The sequence below is a fragment of the Synechococcus sp. RS9909 genome, from assembly GCF_014279595.1.
GTDB lineage: Bacteria > Cyanobacteriota > Cyanobacteriia > PCC-6307 > Cyanobiaceae > Synechococcus_C.
The window spans coordinates 951,452-969,463 of the sequence record NZ_CP047943.1; the positions used below are offsets into that span (position 1 = coordinate 951,452).

The 18,012-nt window shown below is 66.5% G+C and carries 22 protein-coding genes; 15 read left to right on the forward strand and 7 right to left on the reverse strand.

All coding sequences use genetic code 11. The features are described 5' to 3' along the window. Nucleotides 1-15: 15 nt before the first annotated feature. Entirely contained in the window at nt 16-1,149 is a 1,134-nt protein-coding gene (locus SynRS9909_RS04485) for a CARDB domain-containing protein (RefSeq protein ID WP_007100246.1), read from the forward strand. Then, nucleotides 1,142-2,437, forward strand: coding sequence for a lycopene beta cyclase (gene crtL, locus SynRS9909_RS04490; protein WP_007100245.1), 1,296 nt, complete (start codon nt 1,142-1,144; stop codon nt 2,435-2,437). The genes SynRS9909_RS04485 and crtL overlap by 8 nt, the downstream gene beginning before the upstream one ends. On the opposite strand, the gene SynRS9909_RS04495 is transcribed toward crtL, so the two are convergent. After that, the gene (locus tag SynRS9909_RS04495; protein WP_007100244.1) at nt 2,404-3,972 is read right to left on the reverse strand and encodes a glycoside hydrolase family 57 protein; all 1,569 of its coding nucleotides are present in this window, start codon (nt 3,970-3,972) and stop codon (nt 2,404-2,406) included. The two genes, crtL and SynRS9909_RS04495, sit on opposite strands and share 34 nt — an antisense overlap. Before the next feature lie 110 nt (nt 3,973-4,082). Here SynRS9909_RS04495 and SynRS9909_RS04500 point away from each other — a divergent pair, with 110 nt between their 5' ends. Both SynRS9909_RS04500 and SynRS9909_RS04505 read left to right on the forward strand, forming a co-directional pair. Then, nucleotides 4,083-5,705 (forward strand): 2-isopropylmalate synthase, encoded by a 1,623-nt coding sequence (locus tag SynRS9909_RS04500; RefSeq protein ID WP_007100243.1) that lies wholly within the window; start codon nt 4,083-4,085, stop codon nt 5,703-5,705. A gap of 5 nt (nt 5,706-5,710) precedes the next feature. After that, the gene (locus SynRS9909_RS04505) at nt 5,711-6,547 is read left to right on the forward strand and encodes a carbohydrate ABC transporter permease (protein WP_007100242.1); all 837 of its coding nucleotides are present in this window, start codon (nt 5,711-5,713) and stop codon (nt 6,545-6,547) included. Here the strand turns inward: SynRS9909_RS04505 and SynRS9909_RS04510 are convergent. Then, nucleotides 6,544-6,918 carry a hypothetical protein gene (locus SynRS9909_RS04510; protein ID WP_007100241.1) on the reverse strand — a complete coding sequence of 125 codons (375 nt, stop codon included), beginning with the start codon at nt 6,916-6,918 and terminating at the stop codon, nt 6,544-6,546. The genes SynRS9909_RS04505 and SynRS9909_RS04510 overlap by 4 nt on opposite strands. Nucleotides 6,919-6,934: 16 nt before the next feature. Continuing rightward, nucleotides 6,935-7,414, reverse strand: coding sequence for a hypothetical protein (locus tag SynRS9909_RS04515; protein ID WP_038001496.1), 480 nt, complete (start codon nt 7,412-7,414; stop codon nt 6,935-6,937). 87 nt (nt 7,415-7,501) lie between these two features. On the opposite strand from SynRS9909_RS04515, the gene SynRS9909_RS04520 reads away from it, so the two are divergent. Beyond that, on the forward strand, nt 7,502-7,747 hold the full coding sequence (locus SynRS9909_RS04520; protein WP_007100239.1) for a Nif11-like leader peptide family natural product precursor: 246 nt from the start codon (nt 7,502-7,504) through the stop codon (nt 7,745-7,747). A 368-nt stretch (nt 7,748-8,115) separates the two neighbouring features. Further along, nucleotides 8,116-8,397: a 2Fe-2S iron-sulfur cluster-binding protein gene (locus SynRS9909_RS04525; protein WP_007100237.1), complete on the forward strand. Its 282-nt coding sequence runs from the start codon at nt 8,116-8,118 to the stop codon at nt 8,395-8,397. Nucleotides 8,398-8,399: 2 nt separating this feature from the next. On the opposite strand, the gene SynRS9909_RS04530 is transcribed toward SynRS9909_RS04525, so the two are convergent. Both SynRS9909_RS04530 and SynRS9909_RS04535 read right to left on the reverse strand, forming a co-directional pair. Then, entirely contained in the window at nt 8,400-8,627 is a 228-nt protein-coding gene (locus SynRS9909_RS04530; protein ID WP_007100236.1) for a hypothetical protein, read from the reverse strand. Nucleotides 8,628-8,742: 115 nt separating this feature from the next. Further along, on the reverse strand, nt 8,743-9,174 hold the full coding sequence (locus tag SynRS9909_RS04535) for a hypothetical protein (protein ID WP_007100235.1): 432 nt from the start codon (nt 9,172-9,174) through the stop codon (nt 8,743-8,745). Between the two features lie 51 nt (nt 9,175-9,225). Here SynRS9909_RS04535 and SynRS9909_RS04540 point away from each other — a divergent pair, with 51 nt between their 5' ends. From SynRS9909_RS04540 to SynRS9909_RS04560, 5 genes are all read left to right on the forward strand, one after another. Then, entirely contained in the window at nt 9,226-9,468 is a 243-nt protein-coding gene (locus SynRS9909_RS04540; protein WP_007100234.1) for a hypothetical protein, read from the forward strand. Nucleotides 9,469-9,487: 19 nt separating this feature from the next. After that, the gene (locus SynRS9909_RS04545; protein WP_007100233.1) at nt 9,488-9,793 is read left to right on the forward strand and encodes an MTH1187 family thiamine-binding protein; all 306 of its coding nucleotides are present in this window, start codon (nt 9,488-9,490) and stop codon (nt 9,791-9,793) included. Between the two features lie 81 nt (nt 9,794-9,874). Then, nucleotides 9,875-10,372 carry a hypothetical protein gene (locus SynRS9909_RS04550; protein WP_007100232.1) on the forward strand — a complete coding sequence of 166 codons (498 nt, stop codon included), beginning with the start codon at nt 9,875-9,877 and terminating at the stop codon, nt 10,370-10,372. A gap of 25 nt (nt 10,373-10,397) precedes the next feature. After that, nucleotides 10,398-10,766, forward strand: a complete 369-nt coding sequence (locus SynRS9909_RS04555) for a hypothetical protein (RefSeq protein ID WP_370587894.1) — start codon at nt 10,398-10,400, stop codon at nt 10,764-10,766. Between the two features lie 43 nt (nt 10,767-10,809). Then, entirely contained in the window at nt 10,810-11,226 is a 417-nt protein-coding gene (locus tag SynRS9909_RS04560; protein WP_038000762.1) for a hypothetical protein, read from the forward strand. A gap of 5 nt (nt 11,227-11,231) precedes the next feature. Here the strand turns inward: SynRS9909_RS04560 and SynRS9909_RS04565 are convergent, their stop codons facing one another. Further along, on the reverse strand, nt 11,232-13,349 hold the full coding sequence (locus SynRS9909_RS04565) for an HDIG domain-containing metalloprotein (protein WP_007100229.1): 2,118 nt from the start codon (nt 13,347-13,349) through the stop codon (nt 11,232-11,234). A gap of 57 nt (nt 13,350-13,406) precedes the next feature. Between SynRS9909_RS04565 and folD the strand changes: the two genes are divergently transcribed. The 4 genes from folD to SynRS9909_RS04585 all read left to right on the forward strand — a co-directional run bounded on the left by folD (nt 13,407) and on the right by SynRS9909_RS04585 (nt 17,347). Further along, nucleotides 13,407-14,315, forward strand: coding sequence for a bifunctional methylenetetrahydrofolate dehydrogenase/methenyltetrahydrofolate cyclohydrolase FolD (gene folD, locus SynRS9909_RS04570; protein WP_038001491.1), 909 nt, complete (start codon nt 13,407-13,409; stop codon nt 14,313-14,315). Nucleotides 14,316-14,418: 103 nt separating this feature from the next. Then, nucleotides 14,419-15,366: a geranylgeranyl diphosphate synthase CrtE gene (gene crtE, locus SynRS9909_RS04575; RefSeq protein WP_007100227.1), complete on the forward strand. Its 948-nt coding sequence runs from the start codon at nt 14,419-14,421 to the stop codon at nt 15,364-15,366. Then, nucleotides 15,363-15,872 carry a divergent PAP2 family protein gene (locus SynRS9909_RS04580; protein ID WP_007100226.1) on the forward strand — a complete coding sequence of 170 codons (510 nt, stop codon included), beginning with the start codon at nt 15,363-15,365 and terminating at the stop codon, nt 15,870-15,872. Before crtE ends, SynRS9909_RS04580 begins: the two co-directional genes overlap by 4 nt. Next, a complete protein-coding gene (locus SynRS9909_RS04585; RefSeq protein ID WP_007100225.1) occupies nt 15,869-17,347 on the forward strand; it encodes an AAA family ATPase in 1,479 nt (492 codons plus the stop codon). Before SynRS9909_RS04580 ends, SynRS9909_RS04585 begins: the two co-directional genes overlap by 4 nt. On the opposite strand, the gene SynRS9909_RS04590 is transcribed toward SynRS9909_RS04585, so the two are convergent. Further along, a complete protein-coding gene (locus tag SynRS9909_RS04590) occupies nt 17,325-18,011 on the reverse strand; it encodes a GAP family protein (protein ID WP_007100224.1) in 687 nt (228 codons plus the stop codon). The two genes, SynRS9909_RS04585 and SynRS9909_RS04590, sit on opposite strands and share 23 nt — an antisense overlap. Nucleotide 18,012 lies beyond the last annotated feature (1 nt).

Consider the following 18,012-nt stretch of genomic DNA (forward strand, 5'->3'; position numbering starts at 1 on the left):
CCCAGTCCCCTCCCCATGGCCGACTTCTGGATCGCCAACACCATCCGCGATCTGATTCAGGGCGATGTGAACGAGCACCTGCCCATGGAGCGCATTCCTCTCCAGGGTGATGTGTTGGGGCTGGGTACCACCACCAGCATCGACAACGGGGAGCTCATCTTCCTGCAGGATGCCGATGGCCTGGCCACCACGATCTGGAAATGCCAGGCCAGCGATGGCGGGATCCGCTCCCTGCGGGCAGGGGATGGCAGCAGTCACTTCCCCTACGTGTGCTTCAGCGGTGATGCCACCGCGGCGCGAACCCCTGTGGATTTGGCCAGTTTCGGCGAGGTGCGGGGCCGGCCACTGCAGGAGCTCGTGGCCGAGGCGATTGCCCAGCTGCGCCAGCAGGGGCGCCTTGTGGAGGCACCGATCTATGGCCTGCGCCTGGTGGCTCAGTGGGAGTCGCTGGTGATCACCGTGGCCTCCAAGCTGTGCATGGGGCAGCAGCGGCGCAACACCGCCGTGGCCAGCAGTGCGGCCAGCGACGGCACCGCATCGCGCAGCATCTATCAACTGCTTCAGCACTACCGGTTGGCGCCGGAGGATCCCGGGAATCCCAGCGATCCGATCCGGTTTCTGGGCCGCTCTCTGGAGTGGGATTGCTGTGGCTTCTTCGATTCCGATCCGGCCCAGGGCCGTGTCACCATCCCCGATCCTCACGCCCATCTGCATCTGCATGGCTGTAGCACCGATCTGCGCTACGGCGGTCACCTGCACCACGAACATCCCGACACGCGGCTGACATCCCTCCAGCGGCTGGTGCTCTATCCCCTGCAGCAACTGCACCGGCTGGTCAGCGATCTGGCCATTGAGACCCTGCAATTCCGCGATGGCAGCGCCCACTTCACCGTGGTCAATCGCGGGGCCATGGATGTCAGCGATGTGGGGGTCGCCGTGGTGGTCAACGACCGCTACAGCGGTCATCGCTACCTACGGCTCCCTTGGCTGGCGGCCGGTGCCAGCGAAACCTTTGTCGTGCCTTTGCAGCTCCCGGCGGGGCCGCACCGCCTTGAGGTGATTGCCGATCCCGAGGGTCACATCCTCGAGGACGCGGCTCTCCAGCTCAACAATCGCGCCACCCTCGAGATTCAGTTGCCAGATGTCTGACGTGCTGGTTTCTGATGTGCTGGTGGTGGGTGGCGGTCCGGCGGCCCTGAGCATCGCGGCGGCCCTGGCCGCGGAGGGGCTGGTGGTGGCGTTGCTGGCCCCCCACGATCCACGGGCACCGTGGCCCAACACCTACGGCATCTGGGGCGACGAGGTGGATGCCCTTGGCCTGGCTCACCTGCTGGAGCACCGTTGGAGTCACACGGTGAGCTACTTCGGCTCCGGCAGCAGCGATCCTGCTGATCCGGCCAACGCCCCTACCCGCCACGGCCGCGACTACGGCCTGTTCAACCGCGAGGCGCTGCAGGGCCACTGGCTCACGGCCTGTGAGCGTGGCGGCGTGCAGCTGCTCCAGGGCCAGGCCGAGCGCCTGGAGTTCGAGCCCGCACATGACGGTCGTGAGGATGGCGGTAGCGTGCTCCACACTGCCGATGGCCGCCAGCTGCGGGCCCGCCTGGTGGTGGATGCCACCGGTCACCAGCCGTTGCTGGTGCGGCGACCCGATGAGGGGCCAGTGGCCGGTCAGGCCGCCTACGGGATCGTGGGGCGCTTTTCGGCGCCGCCGGTGGAGCCTGGCCAATTTGTGCTGATGGACTACCGCTCTGACCATCTCAGCGATGCGGAGCGCGCCGAGCCCCCCACCTTTCTCTATGCGATGGATCTGGGCGAGGGGCGCTTCTTCGTGGAGGAGACCTCCCTGGCCCTGGCGCCGCCGGTGCCCTACGACACCCTGCAGCAACGCCTGCAGCGGCGCCTGGCCCACCGCGGCGTCGCGGTGCTGGAGGTGGAGCACGAGGAGTTCTGCCTGTTTCCGATGAACCTGCCGTTGCCGGATCTGCAGCAGCCGGTGCTGGGCTTCGGCGGAGCGGCCTCGATGGTGCACCCCGCCTCGGGCTACATGGTGGGCGCGTTGCTGCGACGCGGCCCCGATCTCGCTCAGGCGCTGGCGGCGGCGCTGGCGAATCCAGCCCTGGGGTCAGCGGCTTTGGCGCAGTGCGGCTGGCAGGCGCTCTGGCCTGCCGAACGGGTGTGGCGTCATCGCCTCTATCAATTTGGTCTGGGGCGGTTGATGGGCTTCCCTGAGGATTTGCTGCGCCGTCACTTCGCCACCTTCTTTGCCTTGCCCACGGAGGATTGGTTTGGCTTCCTCACCAACACGCTGCCCTTGCACCGGCTGATGGCTGTGATGCTCAAACTGTTTGCCCTTGCGCCCTGGGAGCTGCGGCGCGGCCTGGTGCTGGGGGCCGGGAACGCTCAAGCTCCCCGCTTTCGCCAGTCAGCCGGTTGAATCAGGGGGAAGAGGGCATCCTCCTCTTCCACGTGCTCCAGCCAGTGCTCCGGTAAGTCGTCGCGCCGATCGATGGCGGCCATCAGGCGCCAGAAGCGTTCGAGGTGGCGTTCGATCCTTTCTCTGGCGAGTTCGGTGGTGGTGCCGGCCCGCAGGATGAAGCTCCAGTCCGAAGACTGGGCCAGCAGCAGCTCCCGGCCCGCCTGGTGCAGCAAGCGCAGGTCTGCTTCGCTGGCCACGCCGCGGCTGCAACGCTCCACCATCGCCCGTCCGGCCCGGCTCCATTCCGGCACGATCCAGGCGTTGCTGTCGTTGAGCCAGTAGTCGTGGAAGCCCCCCTGGCCCCAGCTCGACGGGCAGGGTTCACAGAGCTGGAGCTGGGGTTGATCCGCCAGCACCCCGCGCAGGGTGGTGAAGCGCACCCCTTCCCTGGCCGCCTGGCGAAACAGCTCGGCAAGAAAACGGGGCCCTTCAAACCACCAGTGGCCGAAGAGCTCCGCATCGAAGGGCGCCACCAGCAGGGGCGGTATGGCCATGCCGGCCTGGAGGCGCTCCAGCTGGGTTCGGCGACCCTGCAGGTAATCGCGAGCGTGCACCTGGCAGCGTTGGTTCGCGGCCTCCGGCTCGTAGGGCAGTTTCTGATCGAGGGGGGCGTTGAGGTCGCTGACGCGGTGGAGTTTGAGGCCGAGGGGGCGCTGGCCGGGCAACCCGAGGCTGGTCAGGTCGTCCTGGGGGAGATCCCAGCCGAGATCGCGATGGAATTCGCGGTAGGTGGGATCGCCCGGATAGCCGTCCCGGGCCGACCACACCGGCAGGGTGGCGTCGCTGTCGCGCCCGAAGAAGGCCACACCCTGGCGGCTCACGATCGGGGCGTAGACCCCGTAGCGCGGACGCGGCGTGGCATGGAGCAGGCCATGGCCATCGAGCACGGCGTAGCGCAGCCCGGCATCGCGCAACCAGTGATCCAGGCCTTCGTAGTAGGCGCATTCCGGCAGCCAGATGCCCAGGGGGCGTTCCCCGATCAGGCGGTGGTGTTCGCGCACTGCCGTGCGCAGCTGGGCCCGCACGGCTTCCGGGTGTTCGCGCAGCAGCGGCAGGTAGCCGTGGGTGGCCCCGCAGGTGAGCAGATCGAGCACGCCTTGCCGTTGCAGGGCGGCGAAGCGGCGGATCAGATCGCCGTCGCAGGCGGTCCAGCTGTCGAGATGGCGTTGGAAGCCGGCGGCCAGGTGCTCAGCGGCTTCGCTCTGGTCGACCGGCGCTTTCTCGAGCAACTGCAGGCGGATGGCGATCCAGCCCGGGAAACGCTGGCGCAGGGTGGAATCGGCCAGCAGCGAGAGCAGGGTGGGCGAGAGCCCCATGGTGAGTCGGGGCTGCTGATCCGCTGCGGTAGCAGTCTGTTCGAGCACCTCCAGCAGGGGCAGATAGCACTCGATCAGGGCCTGAAAGAACCAGTCCTCCTCCAGGGAGTCGGGCTCCGAGGCGCGCACGTAGGGCAAGTGGGCGTGGAGAACGAGGGCCAGGGCTCCTTCGGCCACGATCCATCCATGCCGGGGCCTTGAATCTACCGGCACCTCCCGCTCGGGCTGGTCACCTAGGATGGGCTAACTCATAGTCATTCCGACTAACCACCGTCGAGGCTGCTGCCATGGCCAAGGACCCCGGCCGCGTTCTGATCTTCGATACCACCCTGCGGGATGGTGAACAGTCGCCTGGCGCCAGCCTCAACCTGGAGGAGAAGCTGGCGATCGCGCAGCAGCTGGCCCGGCTCGGTGTCGACATCATCGAAGCCGGATTTCCCTTTGCCAGTGCCGGCGATTTCGAGGCGGTGCAGCGCATCGCCCAACAGGTGGGTGGTGCGCAGGGGCCGATCATCTGCGGCCTCGCCCGCGCCTCCCGTGGCGATATCAAGGCCTGTGCCGATGCGGTGGCCCCAGCCCCGCGCCGCCGCATCCACACCTTCATCGCCACCAGCGACATCCACCTCGAGCACAAGCTGCGCAAGAGCCGCAAGGAGGTGCTGGCGATTGTTCCCGAGATGGTCGCGTATGCCCGCTCCCTCGTCGACGACGTCGAGTTCTCCTGTGAGGACGCCGGCCGCAGTGATCCGGAGTTTCTCTACGAGGTGATCGAAGCGGCGATCGCGGCTGGTGCTGGCACGATCAACATTCCCGACACCGTCGGCTACACCACCCCGGCGGAATTCGGTGCCCTGATCGCCGGCATCGATCAGCACGTGCCCAACATCCAGGAGGCGGTCCTGTCGGTGCATGGCCACAACGATCTGGGCCTGGCCGTGGCCAATTTCCTTGAGGCGGTCAAGAACGGGGCCCGTCAACTCGAGTGCACCATCAATGGCATCGGCGAACGGGCCGGTAATGCGGCCCTGGAGGAGTTGGTGATGGCCCTGCATGTGCGCCGCCGCTACTTCAATCCTTTTTTGGGTCGCGACGAGGAGTCCCCGACGCCGCTCACGGCCGTTCGCACCGAGGAGATCACCAAGACCTCCCGCTTGGTGTCGAATCTCACCGGCATGGTGGTGCAACCCAACAAGGCGATCGTGGGTGCCAACGCTTTCGCCCACGAGTCGGGCATTCACCAGGACGGCGTGCTCAAGAACCGGCTGACCTATGAAATTGTTGATGCCCGCACCGTCGGCCTCAGCGATAACCGCATCTCCCTGGGCAAATTGAGTGGTCGCAGTGCCGTGCGCGCTCGCCTCGAGGAGCTGGGCTACGACCTCAGCCGCGAGGATCTCGATGAGGCCTTTGCCCGCTTCAAGGATCTGGCCGATCGCAAGCGTGAGATCACCGATCGCGATCTGGAAGCGATCGTGAGCGAGCAGGTGCAGCAGCCCGAGGCCCGCTACCAGCTCAAGCTGGTGCAGGTGAGTTGTGGCAGCAGCCTGCGGCCCACCGCCACCGTCACCCTGGCCGACGAAGAGGGGCGGGAACAGACCGCGGCCGCGATCGGCACCGGGCCGGTGGATGCGGTGTGTCGGGCGCTCAATGCTCTGGCGGAGGAGCCCAACCAGCTGGTGGAGTTCTCCGTGAAATCGGTCACCGAGGGCATCGACGCCATGGGGGAGGTCACGATCCGGTTGCGCCGCGACGGTGCGCTCTATTCCGGCCATTCCGCTGACACCGATGTGGTGGTGGCGGCGGCCCAGGCGTTCGTCAATGCCCTCAACCGCCTGGTGGCCGGTGCGTCCCGCTCCGCCATCCACCCCCAGCGCGATCATGCGGTCCTGGAGACCCGCCCGAGCCTCTGACCACCATGACCACCCGCGTGCGCTCCCGTTTCGCTCCGGTGCTGCAGCTGCTCGTGCTGATTCTGTTGGCGCTTGTGGTGCTGGTGCCCCTGCTCTGGTTGGTGAGCACTTCGCTCAAAGGTCCTTCAGAAGACATCTTCACCAGCCCACCGGCGCTCTTGCCTGCAGCACCGAGCCTTGAGGCCTACGGCCGCCTCTTCCGGGATAACCCCCTGGGGCTTTATCTGATCAACAGCACGATCGTCAGCGTGCTGGCGGTGGTGGCCAATTTGCTGTTCTGCTCCCTGGCCGCCTATCCACTGGCACGCATGCGCTTTGCAGGTCGTGGCTTGGTGTTGGCTCTGGTGGTGGCCACGATCCTGATTCCGTTTCAGGTGGTGATGATTCCGCTTTATCTGCTGATGGTGCAGCTCGGCCTGCGCAACACCCTGCTGGCCCTGGTGATTCCCCAGGCCGCCACCGCCTTCGGTCTCTACCTGTTGCGTCAGAGTTTTCTCGCCGTGCCGGTGGAGTTGGAGGAGGCGGCTCGCATCGATGGCTGCAGCAAGCTCGGCGAGTGGTGGAACGTGATGATCCCAGCGGCCCGGGCTGATCTGATCACCCTGGCGATGTTTGTGTTCATCGGCACCTGGAGTGATTTCCTCTGGCCTCTGGTGATCCTCGATGACCCCCAGCTCTACACCCTGCCCCTCGGACTGCAGCAGCTGGCGAGCAGTTTTTCGCTCGACTGGCGCATCGTCGCCGCTGGATCGGTGGTGTCGATTCTGCCGGTGCTCGTGCTGTTTGTGTTGCTGCAGCGCTACATCCTTCCCAGTGCCAGCAGCGATGCGGTGAAGGGTTAATCCTGGCTTGGCGGTTCATGGCCAGCCGGGGGTTGCGGTGGCAGCAGGAACGGCTGGCGCTCGAGCTCGGCCTGGCGTTTCGCTGTTTGCCGTTCCCGTTCTCGGGCTGCCGCCTGCTCTTTTTCAAGGGCTTGCAGCAGATCGCTGAACTGCGTGTCCAGCGCCTGTTGCCGTTGCCTCAGGGTGCCCATCTGCTCCTCCAACAGCTGACGGTTGTTCACCTGTTCCCGCTGCTCGATCGACTCGACCTGTTCCCGCAGGCGGCGCATGGCGCTGGTCTGCTGCCCCAGCGCTTGCCAGAGCACCACAAACAAGACCGTCAGCAGGGCGGTGAGGGCGACGGGGAGCAGACTCCAGCGAGATCCAGGCATGTCAGCGGAGCCTGCTTCAGTTGCAGCCCTGTACGGAGATGCGGTAGCTGAAACCGGTGGAATTGGGATCGCTGCCGGTGCCGATCTTGAAGTTGATCTGGCTCACGGTCTTGCCCTGGGGAGCGGTGAAGGGGCCGAACATGCGCCCTTTGCCGATCGGCGGCGTCATCGATTCCTGCACAATGCGCAGGTTGCTGCCGTCGGTGAATTTGAGAAAGGCCTCCACCGGATAGGTGCCACTGGCGGTGGAGTCAGCGGTGAAGAAGAGCTTGTAGCTGCGGTAGGGGCCGTTCACCGCGAAGTCGGTGTTCCAGTTGGTGCGACCGATCAGCTTCGGCTTGCCCACCCGTTTGGTCACGATGTTGCTGTTGCCGTTCCCCCCCACCGGCGGCAGGAAGGTGCAAGCTGCCTCCGCGGCGTCGGCATGGCCGACAACGACGGCCAGGGCCATCGCTGCCCCGAAACCGCTGCTCTGAACGCGCGTGCTGCGGATCATCGCTCCATTCACCAACTGCTTGCTCTCTAGCATTGCGCCGTTGGGATGGCCCATGCCCTAGACCTTGGACGTGGGTGAGGACAAACCATGGCCTTGGCGGATCTGGATCGGTTGCTCGAGCTGCGCGGCCAAGACCCGGAATTGGCGCAGACCATGGCCGAACCTTTGGCGATGGACCAGTTGATCGCCCTGGCGGCGGCCAGGGGCCTGGCGGTGACGGAGGCGGATGTGCTCGCGGCTCAGGAGCGCGCCGATGCGGCCATGGCGCCGCAACAGTTGCAGGAACGGGTCGCGCAGGAGGCCCGGCGCTTACGCCATTTCATCCAGGGGTGACCGTTGGGCCTCGCGCCAGGGCGCTTGATCCTTGGGGTGGCCTTGATGACGTGAGACGGTGTCGCTCGACACGGCAGCCTGATGCCCGTCACGCCGAATCTTGGTCGAGATTGCCAAGGCTGAGACGTGACGTTCTGGAAAGACTGGGCTCCTGCGGAGCAGGCAGTGCTGGCAACCGTTGAATGGTTCCGTGAAGACGATAACTTCACCCCGATCTGCCACCGCGATCCCGCCGATCCTGTCGATCAGGACTCGTTTCTCTCTTGGGATGACCTGATCGGTCAGAGGTGAGCCTGTCAGCACTCGCTGACCGATGGACACCGCCTCGCCGCCGCTCCCTAGGACTACGTTGACCTCTCCGGTTCGTCATGGCTTCGTTCACCATCTCCATCGACGGTGGCTCCAGCTTCAGTTGCGCCGATGACCAATACATCCTTGATGCAGCTGAAGAGCAGGGCATCGATCTCCCTTATTCCTGCCGAGCCGGCGCCTGCAGCACCTGTGCCGGCAAAATTCTCAGCGGCAGTGTGGATCAATCCGATCAGAGCTTTCTGGATGATGACCAGATCGCCAAGGGATATGCCCTCCTCTGTGTGAGCTATCCCCTGAGCGACTGCAGTGTCAAAACCGACGTCGAGGACGAGCTCTGATCTCAGCGGAGCATCACCACATCGGGGGTTTCGTCCATGATCTGTCCCATCCAGCGAGCATGGGTGATGGCCCCCTCATGGCTGTGGAAGGCCCAGGCGGTGTCGGGCGAATCCACATTTTCAATCCGTTGATCCTGATCGTTGACGCGGAAGTAGGTGCCGGCTTTGGGGCTGCGGAGCACATAACGCTCAAGATGGGTTGTCGTCATGCCGTTCTCGGTGAGACTCATTCCATGCCTAGCGGTGCCGTTGCTGGCCTCTGACTGTCTTCGCAATTCCTGCGTTTTTCTGCCCGCGAATGTTTTCCTGCGCACCTCCTGGGGTGCACCTCCTGGATTGACGCGTTCAGCCCGCTAGGGGAGAGCAGCGCCTCCAGCAGAGCTCCTGCGGAGGCTCCAGCCAGCTCTGATGGCCGCCATCGCGGAACCAGGGCTCGGACCGAGGCGTCAAGGGAGGCAGCGCCAGGTCCCATTGGGCAGCGAAATAGGCCGCAGCTTCTTTGGCGGTCGCCGCATGGGGTTGCTGCCAGTGCACGAGGGCGAGCCGGGTGGCGCGGATCGTGAGGATCGCCATGCGGGGCCCTTCTGTGGCCTCGGCCCGGGGCTCGATGCGCTCGTTCACGTCTTCGTTCAGCACGAATAGTCGAAGCGGAGAGGGGCTGTCACGCCCGTCCAGGTCGTATTTGTTGAGATAGAGGCTGCGGGCCCGGTGAAACAGGGGGGAGGGTGCCGTGTGCATCAGCCGCTCGAAGGCGGCCTGAAGGGAGCGAACGCTCATGACAAAGGGTGATGGGCGTGGGATGATGGTGACAGTTCTCAAGGTGGACCGATGGGGGATCCAGGACGCTCCGTCTATCGGCTCGCGTCCCTCGATGGAGCTCCCCATCCGGTCCTGGATGCCCCCTATGACTCCCTGGAGGCGGCGGAATTGGCCGCGCAGCGCTGGTGCACCGGCCAGGGGCGGCAGTCGGGGCTGGCGGAGCGGGGGATTGCGGTGGAGGTGCAGACCAGCGCCGGGGCCTGGCGCACCGTGGACTACCCGCTGAGCTGCCTGAGAAGCGCTAGACCTTGAGCAGTGAGGCGCTGGCGAGATGCAGGTGAGCGTGGATCTCTGTGTGGTGCCCCTGGGGGTAGGGGTGTCCTTGGCGCCCTATGTGGCCGCCTGTCAGCAGGTGATCGAGGCGGCCGGCCTCGACCATGAACTCGGTCCGAACGGCACGGCGATCGAGGGTGAGTGGGAGGCGGTGTTCGCCTGTGTGCGGGAGTGTCATGACGCCGTGCATCGGCTCGGTGCGCCGCGGATTTACACCACGTTGAAGGTGAACACCCGCGCCGATCGTGAGCAATCGTTCCGCGAGAAGGTGCCCAGCGTCGAGGCCAGTCGGGGCGAGCGTTAGGCCCAATCGGTAGAACTTCGGAGCAAACGCACCATCTCGCTCCCGGCATGGGTCTACTAAGACCAGGACTGAGGGGTTGTGATGGGGCATTGGTGGGCCTGGGTCTGGTGTGCGGCGGCTGGGGCGGTTCTGCCGGGCTTGGCGCCCCCCGTGGCCGCTGAAAGCTGGGATCGCATCGGCCGTTATGCCGACCTGATCCGACAGGCGGGCACCCAGACCCTGGTGGCGAACGATTGCCCGCCGGCGCTGCTGGGCGCCTTTCATGAGGGCCGCAATGCTCTTCTGCTCTGCGCCAACAACCTGGCCAATGATCCGGTGCAGATCTGGACCGTGCTCGCCCATGAATCGGCCCATGTGATGCAGCACTGCCACAGCGGGCCATTGCTGGCGGTGGAACAGCTTGGTGAGGCCAGGGAAACGGTCCGGAAGCAGTCCTCCCAGGCTTTGCGGGAGCTGCGCCTTTATCACCCCAGTCAGCAACGGGAGGAGCTCGAAGCCCGACTGGTGCAGGGTCTGCCAGCGGCTGAGGTGGAGGCCCTCTTTCGGCGCTTCTGTGCCGAACGCCTGATCCGGCGCTAACCCATGGAGCAGGTGCAGCTCGGAGGTGCCTGTGATCGGGAGGGGAGCGATGGATGATGGCGATCACCCGGTCACCCCGCTCACCGGCCCCACCCTCGATGCGGAGGGGCGGCTCACCTACATCGGCGAGGACGGTCGGCGCTATGTGGTGGTGGACGGGGTGGAACTCGATGCCGAAGGCTCGGCCCGGGTGATGGAGGCCCTGCAGGCAGCCGGGCCTCTGTTTCAGGAGATCGAAGCGCTCTGCCACGGCTGGTTGGAGCGGGTCAGTCGGGCGCCGCTGCAGCGGCAGGAGGCGATCGCCCTGCTCTTGGCGACGCTCGAGACCGTGCTGGAGGTGGCTGAAGACGACGACGACACCATTGCAGATGGGAACGGTGCTGGCGATCCCTGAGCGGCTGTGCGTACGGTGTGGAGGCTTTGCAGAGTCGGCTTCGATGGCTACCGCAGTTCGCGGCTTCTGGCTGATGACCTGGTGCGGTTTGGTGGGCAATGTGCTCGCCCTGCCCCTGATCGGCTGGTTTGCCTTCACCTCCACCGCTCTGCGGGCCGCCAACATCAGCGTGGCCTTCAGCCTGGCCTGGCCTGCGGCGATCGTGGGGATCGTTGCCAGTGCGGGGCTGCTGGCGCGCCGTCGCTGGGGGGTGATTGTGGCCATCGTCGCCCTCTCCATGGCTCTGGCCGCCTCCCTCCCCTACGGCATTGTGCGCCTGGCTCTGATCTCCGTGGGAGCTGATCCGGAGGCCCTTCCCCTGGGAGGGTTGTCGTTGCTGTTGGCGCTGGTCAACCTGCTGGCGCTCCTGTACTGGTGCCGCCCCGAGCATCGCCAGTTTCTACGCAGCAGCCTGCTCTGATCGCCTCAGGCGGGATATCCCTTGTGGGCAGGAATCGGGTAGGGGATGCGGCGGTGGCGCATGCGGCGCCACACCCGCACAAACGCCCGCACCAGTAATTCCACTTCGGCCCGACTGAGGCTGCTCAGCCGTAACTGGCCATCGCGCAGGCGCGATTCCACGATCCGGCGCACGGTGTCACGCGCCTGGGCGTCGCTGGTGTCGGGGGGGAGGGAGCGCAGGGCGGCTTCGCAGCCATCGGCCAGCATCAGGATGCCCGTTTCCCTTGAGCGGGGGGTGGGCCCGCGGTAACGGAACCGCTTCTCGGCCACGTTGGGATCGTTCTGCCGGGCCCGATGCAGGAAGTAGCCCATCTTCAGGGTTCCCTGGTGTTCGGGGATGAAATCGGCTACGGCGCGGGGCAGGCGATAGCGGCGGGCCAGGCGCAGACCTTCATCCACATGCGCCTGCAGCACACCCGCGCTGGCGAAGGGATCGTCCAGCCGGTCGTGGGGATTGTTGTCCGGTTGGGTCTGGTTCTCGATGAACCACTCCGGTGCATGCAATTTGCCCACGTCGTGATACAGCGCCCCGGTGCGAATCAGATCCACGTCGGCCCCGATCGCGCGGGCCCCTTCTTCCGCCAGGCTGCAGATCATCAGCGTGTGTTCAAACGTGCCGGGTGCCTCCGAGGAGAGCCGGCGCAGCAGGGGCCGTTCCTGGTCGGCCAGTTCCATCAGTCGGGCGCGGGTGAGCAGCCCGAAGGAGCTTTCCAGCAAGGGGATCATCAGGATTGTGCCCATCAGCAGAATCCCCATCAGCAGGGCTTCGGAGGCCAGTTCTCCCGCATTGGGGGCCAGCCGGGTCCAGGCGCTTGCGCCGGCATTGATCTGACTGCGCAGCAGCAGCCATTCGATCGCCAGGGCCGCGACGGGGAGCAGCACCGCCAGCTGCAACAGCTGTGCGCGACTGCGCAGCCGACCCGCCTGCAGGGCCGCCACCGCCGCAATCGCCGCGGCGATCATCAACCGCCCTTCACCCAAGCCATTCACCGGCAAGGGCCAGATCAGGCTGGCGATCGCCATCCAGGCCAGGCCGCAGGTGGTGCCCAATCCCTGGGCCAGCAGCAACGTGGGTGGCACCACCACCGCCAGGGGGCTCACGGCAGCCCCGAACCAGAGCTTGCAGCCCTGGGTGATCAACAGCAGGGCCAGGGCCAGCAGGCCGTGGGAGGCTTCCAGGCAGGGACGTTCGCGCCGCATGATCAACAGCAGCACGCCGCAGCCCGCCAGGGCCTCGGTGAAGCGGGCCAGCCAGGTGCCCAGACGTGGACTGCGGCTCACCAAGCCGAAGTAATCGAGGACGTCGTAGGCCTGGGGACTGATCGGTTCCCCTTTGCGGGTGATCAGGTCACCGCGATTCACCTCGATTGTGGGAATCCCCTGTTTGGTGATCAGTTCTTCGATCAGGCGTTGACTGCGGCCCGGGTCGGTGCGCAGGTTGCTGGCGCCCTGGAAGCTGCTGGCGAGCAATTTGCTGCCCAGGGTGCGTTGTGGGGTCTCCGCAGCTCCGAGGTCAGCGAGCTGGAGCGAGGCCGCCTGCCGCAGCTGTTCGATCGCCAGGGTGTTGACGATCCCCTGGCTGAGCATGCGGTTGGCGGCCCGCCGCAGCGCCATGTCCCAGCGTTTGCGCTCGAGCTGACTGCGGGCGGTGAGCCATTGCTGCTCCGTTTCGTTCAGATTGACCGGACCGATCCGTTCGGCGTCATCGCTGCGGGCCACCCGCTCCAGTTCGGCGAGCTGGCGTTCGAGTCGCTGGCGCAGCCGCTTGGTTTCCTCCAGATCCAGCACCTGCACGAAGGTGCGTGGCACCAGGCTGGAGCGTCGTTGTTCCAGCGCCTCGCTGTCGACCACCCGGGCATCCTTCGGAGCCACGGCATCGAAGGGGGCTGGCAGGCCGGGGCGCAGGTTGGGCTCCACCAGCCAGGGCCAGCTCGAGACCAAGGCCACGAGCAGGCAACTCAGCAGCAGCCCGCTTTTCTGAAGACGCCGCCAACGCAGCACAGGGCGGCGCGGCGACTCGCTGCGCAACCAGCTCCGCCAGAGCCGACTGAGGCGATCGAACCGAAACACAGCAGCGGGCATTCTCAGAAACGCTAGCTCTCCCGGCCGGGCATGCTGGGTTCAGGTTCCAACGTGGCGATGGCCCTGAAGCTGGATGGTCGAACGCTGGCCGCCGCAATCGAGCAGCGACTGCAGCAGGTGGTGCGTCAACAAAGCGACCGGGCCGGTCGGCCTCCGGGCCTGGCTGTGCTCCGGGTCGGTGATGATCCCGCCAGCGGGGTGTATGTGGCCAATAAGGAGAAGGCCTGCGCCCGGAACGGCATCGCCAGTTTCGGTTCCCACCTCCCGGCCGACACCAGCCAGGCGGAGGTGCTGGCCACGATCGAGGCGCTGAACGGTGATGACCGTGTGGACGGCATCCTGCTCCAGCTGCCCCTGCCCCCCGGCCTGAAGGAGCGTCCGCTGATCGCCGCGATTGACCCGGACAAGGACGCCGATGGGTTGCACACCCTCAACCTCGGCCGGCTGCTCAAGGGGGAGCCGGGGCCGCGCAGTTGCACCCCCGCCGGGGTGATGGCCCTGCTTCGCAGTCATTCCATCCCTCTGGAGGGCCGCCGGGCCGTGGTGGTGGGGCGCAGCATCCTGGTGGGGCAGCCCATGGCCCTGATGCTCCAGGCGGCCAATGCCACCGTCACCGTGGCCCATTCCCGCACCCGCGACCTCGCTGCAATGACGCGGCAGGCGGAGGTGTTGGTGGTGGCCGCCGGCCAACCACGGATGATCGGTGCCGATCACGTCGCTCCGGGTGCGGTGGTGGTGGATGTGGGCATCCATCGGTTGCCGCCGCCTGAAGGGTCGCCGGAGGGTACGAAGGCCAAGCTGTGCGGCGATGTGCGCGCCGAAGAGCTGGAGAACGTGGCTGGGGCGCTCTCGCCCGTTCCCGGCGGCGTCGGGCCGATGACCGTCACCATGTTGTTGGTCAACACGGTGGTGGCCTGGTCGCGTCGCCACGGTGTCGGCCATGGCCTCGATGATCTGGTGGTGTGAGGGGGTGGTTCCAGCGGCAGGCAGCCGCAGGCTCGCGTTCTGTGTCACTGGACCCTTGCAGGCGCCTTCGGCCTGAGAGAATCCCGCCAGCGATCGATGCTCCATGACCGCCGCGGCGACCAGTCCCGACAGTGCTCCGCCGGCGGGAGCGGCTCAGGGCTTCGACTTCAACGCCTACCTGGCGGCTCGAAAAGCTGAAGTGGAGTCGGCTCTGGATGCCTCCCTGCCGCCGGAACGGCCGGAATCGCTGCGTGAAGCGATGCGCTATTCCCTGTTGGCGGGTGGCAAGCGTCTGCGCCCGATTCTTTGCCTGGCGGCCTGCGAGCTGGCCGGTGGCGATCCGGCTCTGGCGATGCCGACGGCGGTGGCGCTGGAGATGATCCACACCATGTCGCTGATCCATGACGATCTGCCCGCCATGGACGATGACGACCTGCGCCGTGGTCGCCCCACCAACCACAAGGTGTATGGCGAGGCGGTGGCGATTCTCGCCGGTGATGCCCTGCTCACCCGGGCCTTTGAAATGGTGGCGCTGCGCAGCCCCGGGGTGCCAGCCGAGCGGCTGTTGCAGGTGGTGGCCGAGCTCTCCCTGGTGGCCGGTGCGCCTGGCCTGGTCGGGGGCCAGGTGGTGGATCTGGAGAGTGAGGGCAAGCAGGTCGACCTCGAGACCCTGGAGTACATCCATCTCCATAAGACCGGGGCACTGCTGCGCGCCTGTGTGATCACCGGCGCCTTGATTGCCGGAGCTGATGCCTCCCGGATCGACTCCCTGCGCACCTATGCCCGCGGCATCGGCCTGGCCTTCCAGATCGTCGACGACATCCTCGATGTCACCGCCAGCAGCGATGTGCTCGGCAAAACGGCCGGCAAGGATCTGATCGCCGACAAAACCACCTACCCGAAGCTGCTCGGCCTGGAGGAATCCAGGCAACGGGCCAAGGCGCTGGTGGAGGAGGCGAAGGCGTCGCTCGCGGCGTTCAAGCCGACAGAGCCCGCCAAGGCCTCGCCTCTGCTCGCTCTGGCCGATTACGTGATCGGTCGCGATCGATGACGGTGGCCCCATCCCCCGATGCCAGTCTGGCCCTGCTCGATAACGCCGTACTCGCCTGGGGCCTGGCCGCCTGTGGTCTGGCCCAGCTCTCGAAGCTGTTCATCGAGTTGGCGTGGCATCGGCGCTGGCGCCCGGCCGTGTTGATCGAGACCGGTGGCATGCCTTCAAGCCATTCCGCTCTGGTGACCGGCACGGCCGCCGGAGTGGGCTGGCAGCTCGGTTTCGCCGATCCGGTGTTTGCGCTGGCCGCCACGGTGGCTTTCGTGGTGATGTACGACGCCAGCGGCATCCGCCGTGCCGCCGGCTCCACCGCTGCGCGCGTCAATGCCCTGCCGGAGACCAGCTGGCCGCAGCCGCCAGCCAAACCGCTCAAGGAGAGCCTGGGGCACACCAGGCTTGAGGTGTTGGTGGGCAGCCTGATCGGCCCGGCGATTGCCCTGCCCGGGCTGGCGCTGGTGGGCTCCCCCTGGCAGCTGGGCACCCAGATCGCCCAGGCCCTGGGGTGAGCCAGTTCCCCCAGGCTGCGATCGAGCTCACCGGAGATCAAGACAGGGCGCTGGCAGCCTTCACCGACTGGTTGAGGGGCGAGCAGCCGGATGTGCCCTTTGTGTTGAGCGGTTACGCCGGCAGCGGCAAGACCTTTCTGTCGATGCGCTTGCTGCGGCAGGTGGAGGCCAGCGGGCTGTGCTGGACCGTGGTTGCCCCGACGCACAAAGCGGTGGGGGTATTGCGCCAGGCCTTGAGTCTTGAGGGCTTGCAACCCACCTGGTACCCCTCCACGATTCATCGTCTGCTGCGGTTGAAGTTGCGCCGGCAGGGGGATCGGGAGCTCTGTGAATCGACGGAGCAGACGGCGATGGCCCTGGAGCACCTCGGCCTGGTGCTGATCGATGAGGCCTCGATGGTCGACAGCGCACTGTTGACCATCGCCCTTCAGTGCGCCCATCCGTTCCGCACGCGCCTGGTGTTCGTGGGCGATCCGGCCCAGCTCCCCCCCGTGGGAGAAGCGGAGAGCCCGGTGTTTGCCTTGCAGCGGGCCCGCAGCGCCTGCCTCACGCAGGTGGTGCGCCATCAGGGGCCGGTGCTGCAGCTGGCCAGTTGCCTGCGCGATGGTCGGATCGCCTGTGAGCGGCCTCCCCTGTTGCAGCCCTGGCGTACGTCCCAGGGGTGTGTGGCCGCCCTGGAACGTCAGGCCTGGCTGGGGCGGGCCCAGGCGGCGTTGAAGCAGGCGTCGATCAGCGACAACCCGGATGCCGCCCGCATCCTTTGCTGGACCAACCGCAGTCTGGAGCAGCTGGTGCCCCATGCCCGGCGCGCCATTCATGGCGAACTCGCCGATCAGATGCCCGTGCTGCCCGGCGAGGTGCTGATCACGCGCACGGCCGTGATGGCCCCCGCCTCCCGCGATGGCGGTGAAACCGGTGAGGAACCGGATCTGGTGCTGGGCTCGAATCGGGAGCTGGTGGTGGAAGACGTGACCCCGGAGCGCTGCGATCTGCTGGACTTCGGGCTCAGCGCCGCGGATCTTCAGACCGACGGGTTGCTGGCGCCAGTGATCGACACCCAGATGGCCCAGGTGCGCTGCGGCGAACTGGAACTGAGCCTGCGCTTGCTGCCTCCCGCAGGCTCTGAACCGCGTCAGCAACTCGATCGTTGCCTCCAGCGTCTGCGTCAGCAGGCTCGGGAGGCTGGCAAGCGGGACGGTCGCAGCCTCTGGCGTCGCTTCTTCCTGGTGCGCGATGCCTTCGCCTCCCTGGGGCCGGCCGCCGTGCTGACGGTGCATCGCAGCCAGGGCAGCAGTTTCGGTGAGGTGTTCGTTGCCGACGATGTGTTCTGGCCCCAGGATCTCGACCTGCGTCGCCAGCTCGTGTACGTGGCGGTGAGCCGTGCCCGGGAGGGGGTCTGGATGGTGGGACGCGGTGGCGCCGGCAACGCCGCGGAGCGTTGGCAGGCGGCGCTCAGATCAGATGGAGACCGCTGATGCCCTGCCAGCCGAGGTAGACCCCGAGCCCCAGGCTCACGCCACCCACCACCAGGCCGCTGCGGGCGAAGAGCACCTGCTTGCCCTTCTCCAGGAGGGGCAGCACCTTGTCGCGACCGATGATCACCGCCAGCAATGGGGTGAGCAGGAACAGGCTGGCGCCCATCGTGAAGGCCACCAGACCCACCACTTCCTGCCAGGTGGGCAACTGCGCCGCCAACACCACCCCGGCGGATTTGGCGAACAGCACCAGATCGTCGGGGCTGATCACTTCACCGACGGCCCCGAGCAGGAGCAGCAGGGGGAGGGGCATGGCCACGAACCGATCGATGCCCGTCGTCCAGGCCGGGGGCTCCGAGCCGTCGGCGAAGGAGCGCAGCAGTTCACGACCGCCCAGCGCCACCAGCGCGCCCCCCGCCAGCAGATCGAGGCCGGTGCGGTGGTGGGAGCCATGGCTCATGTCGAGCAGCAAGACGTGTCCCACGGTGAGCAGCAGGATGGCGGTGAGCAGGGTGGTCACGATCCAGCCCGTCACGAACCAGCTGCCGCGCCAGAGCGGACGCGGACCAAGCAGCAGCAGTATCAGCACGGCGATATGGATCGGCGACAGGCCGATGCCGGTGCCGTAGGCCAGCAGTTCGGCCCAGAGCGTCGTGTCATTCATG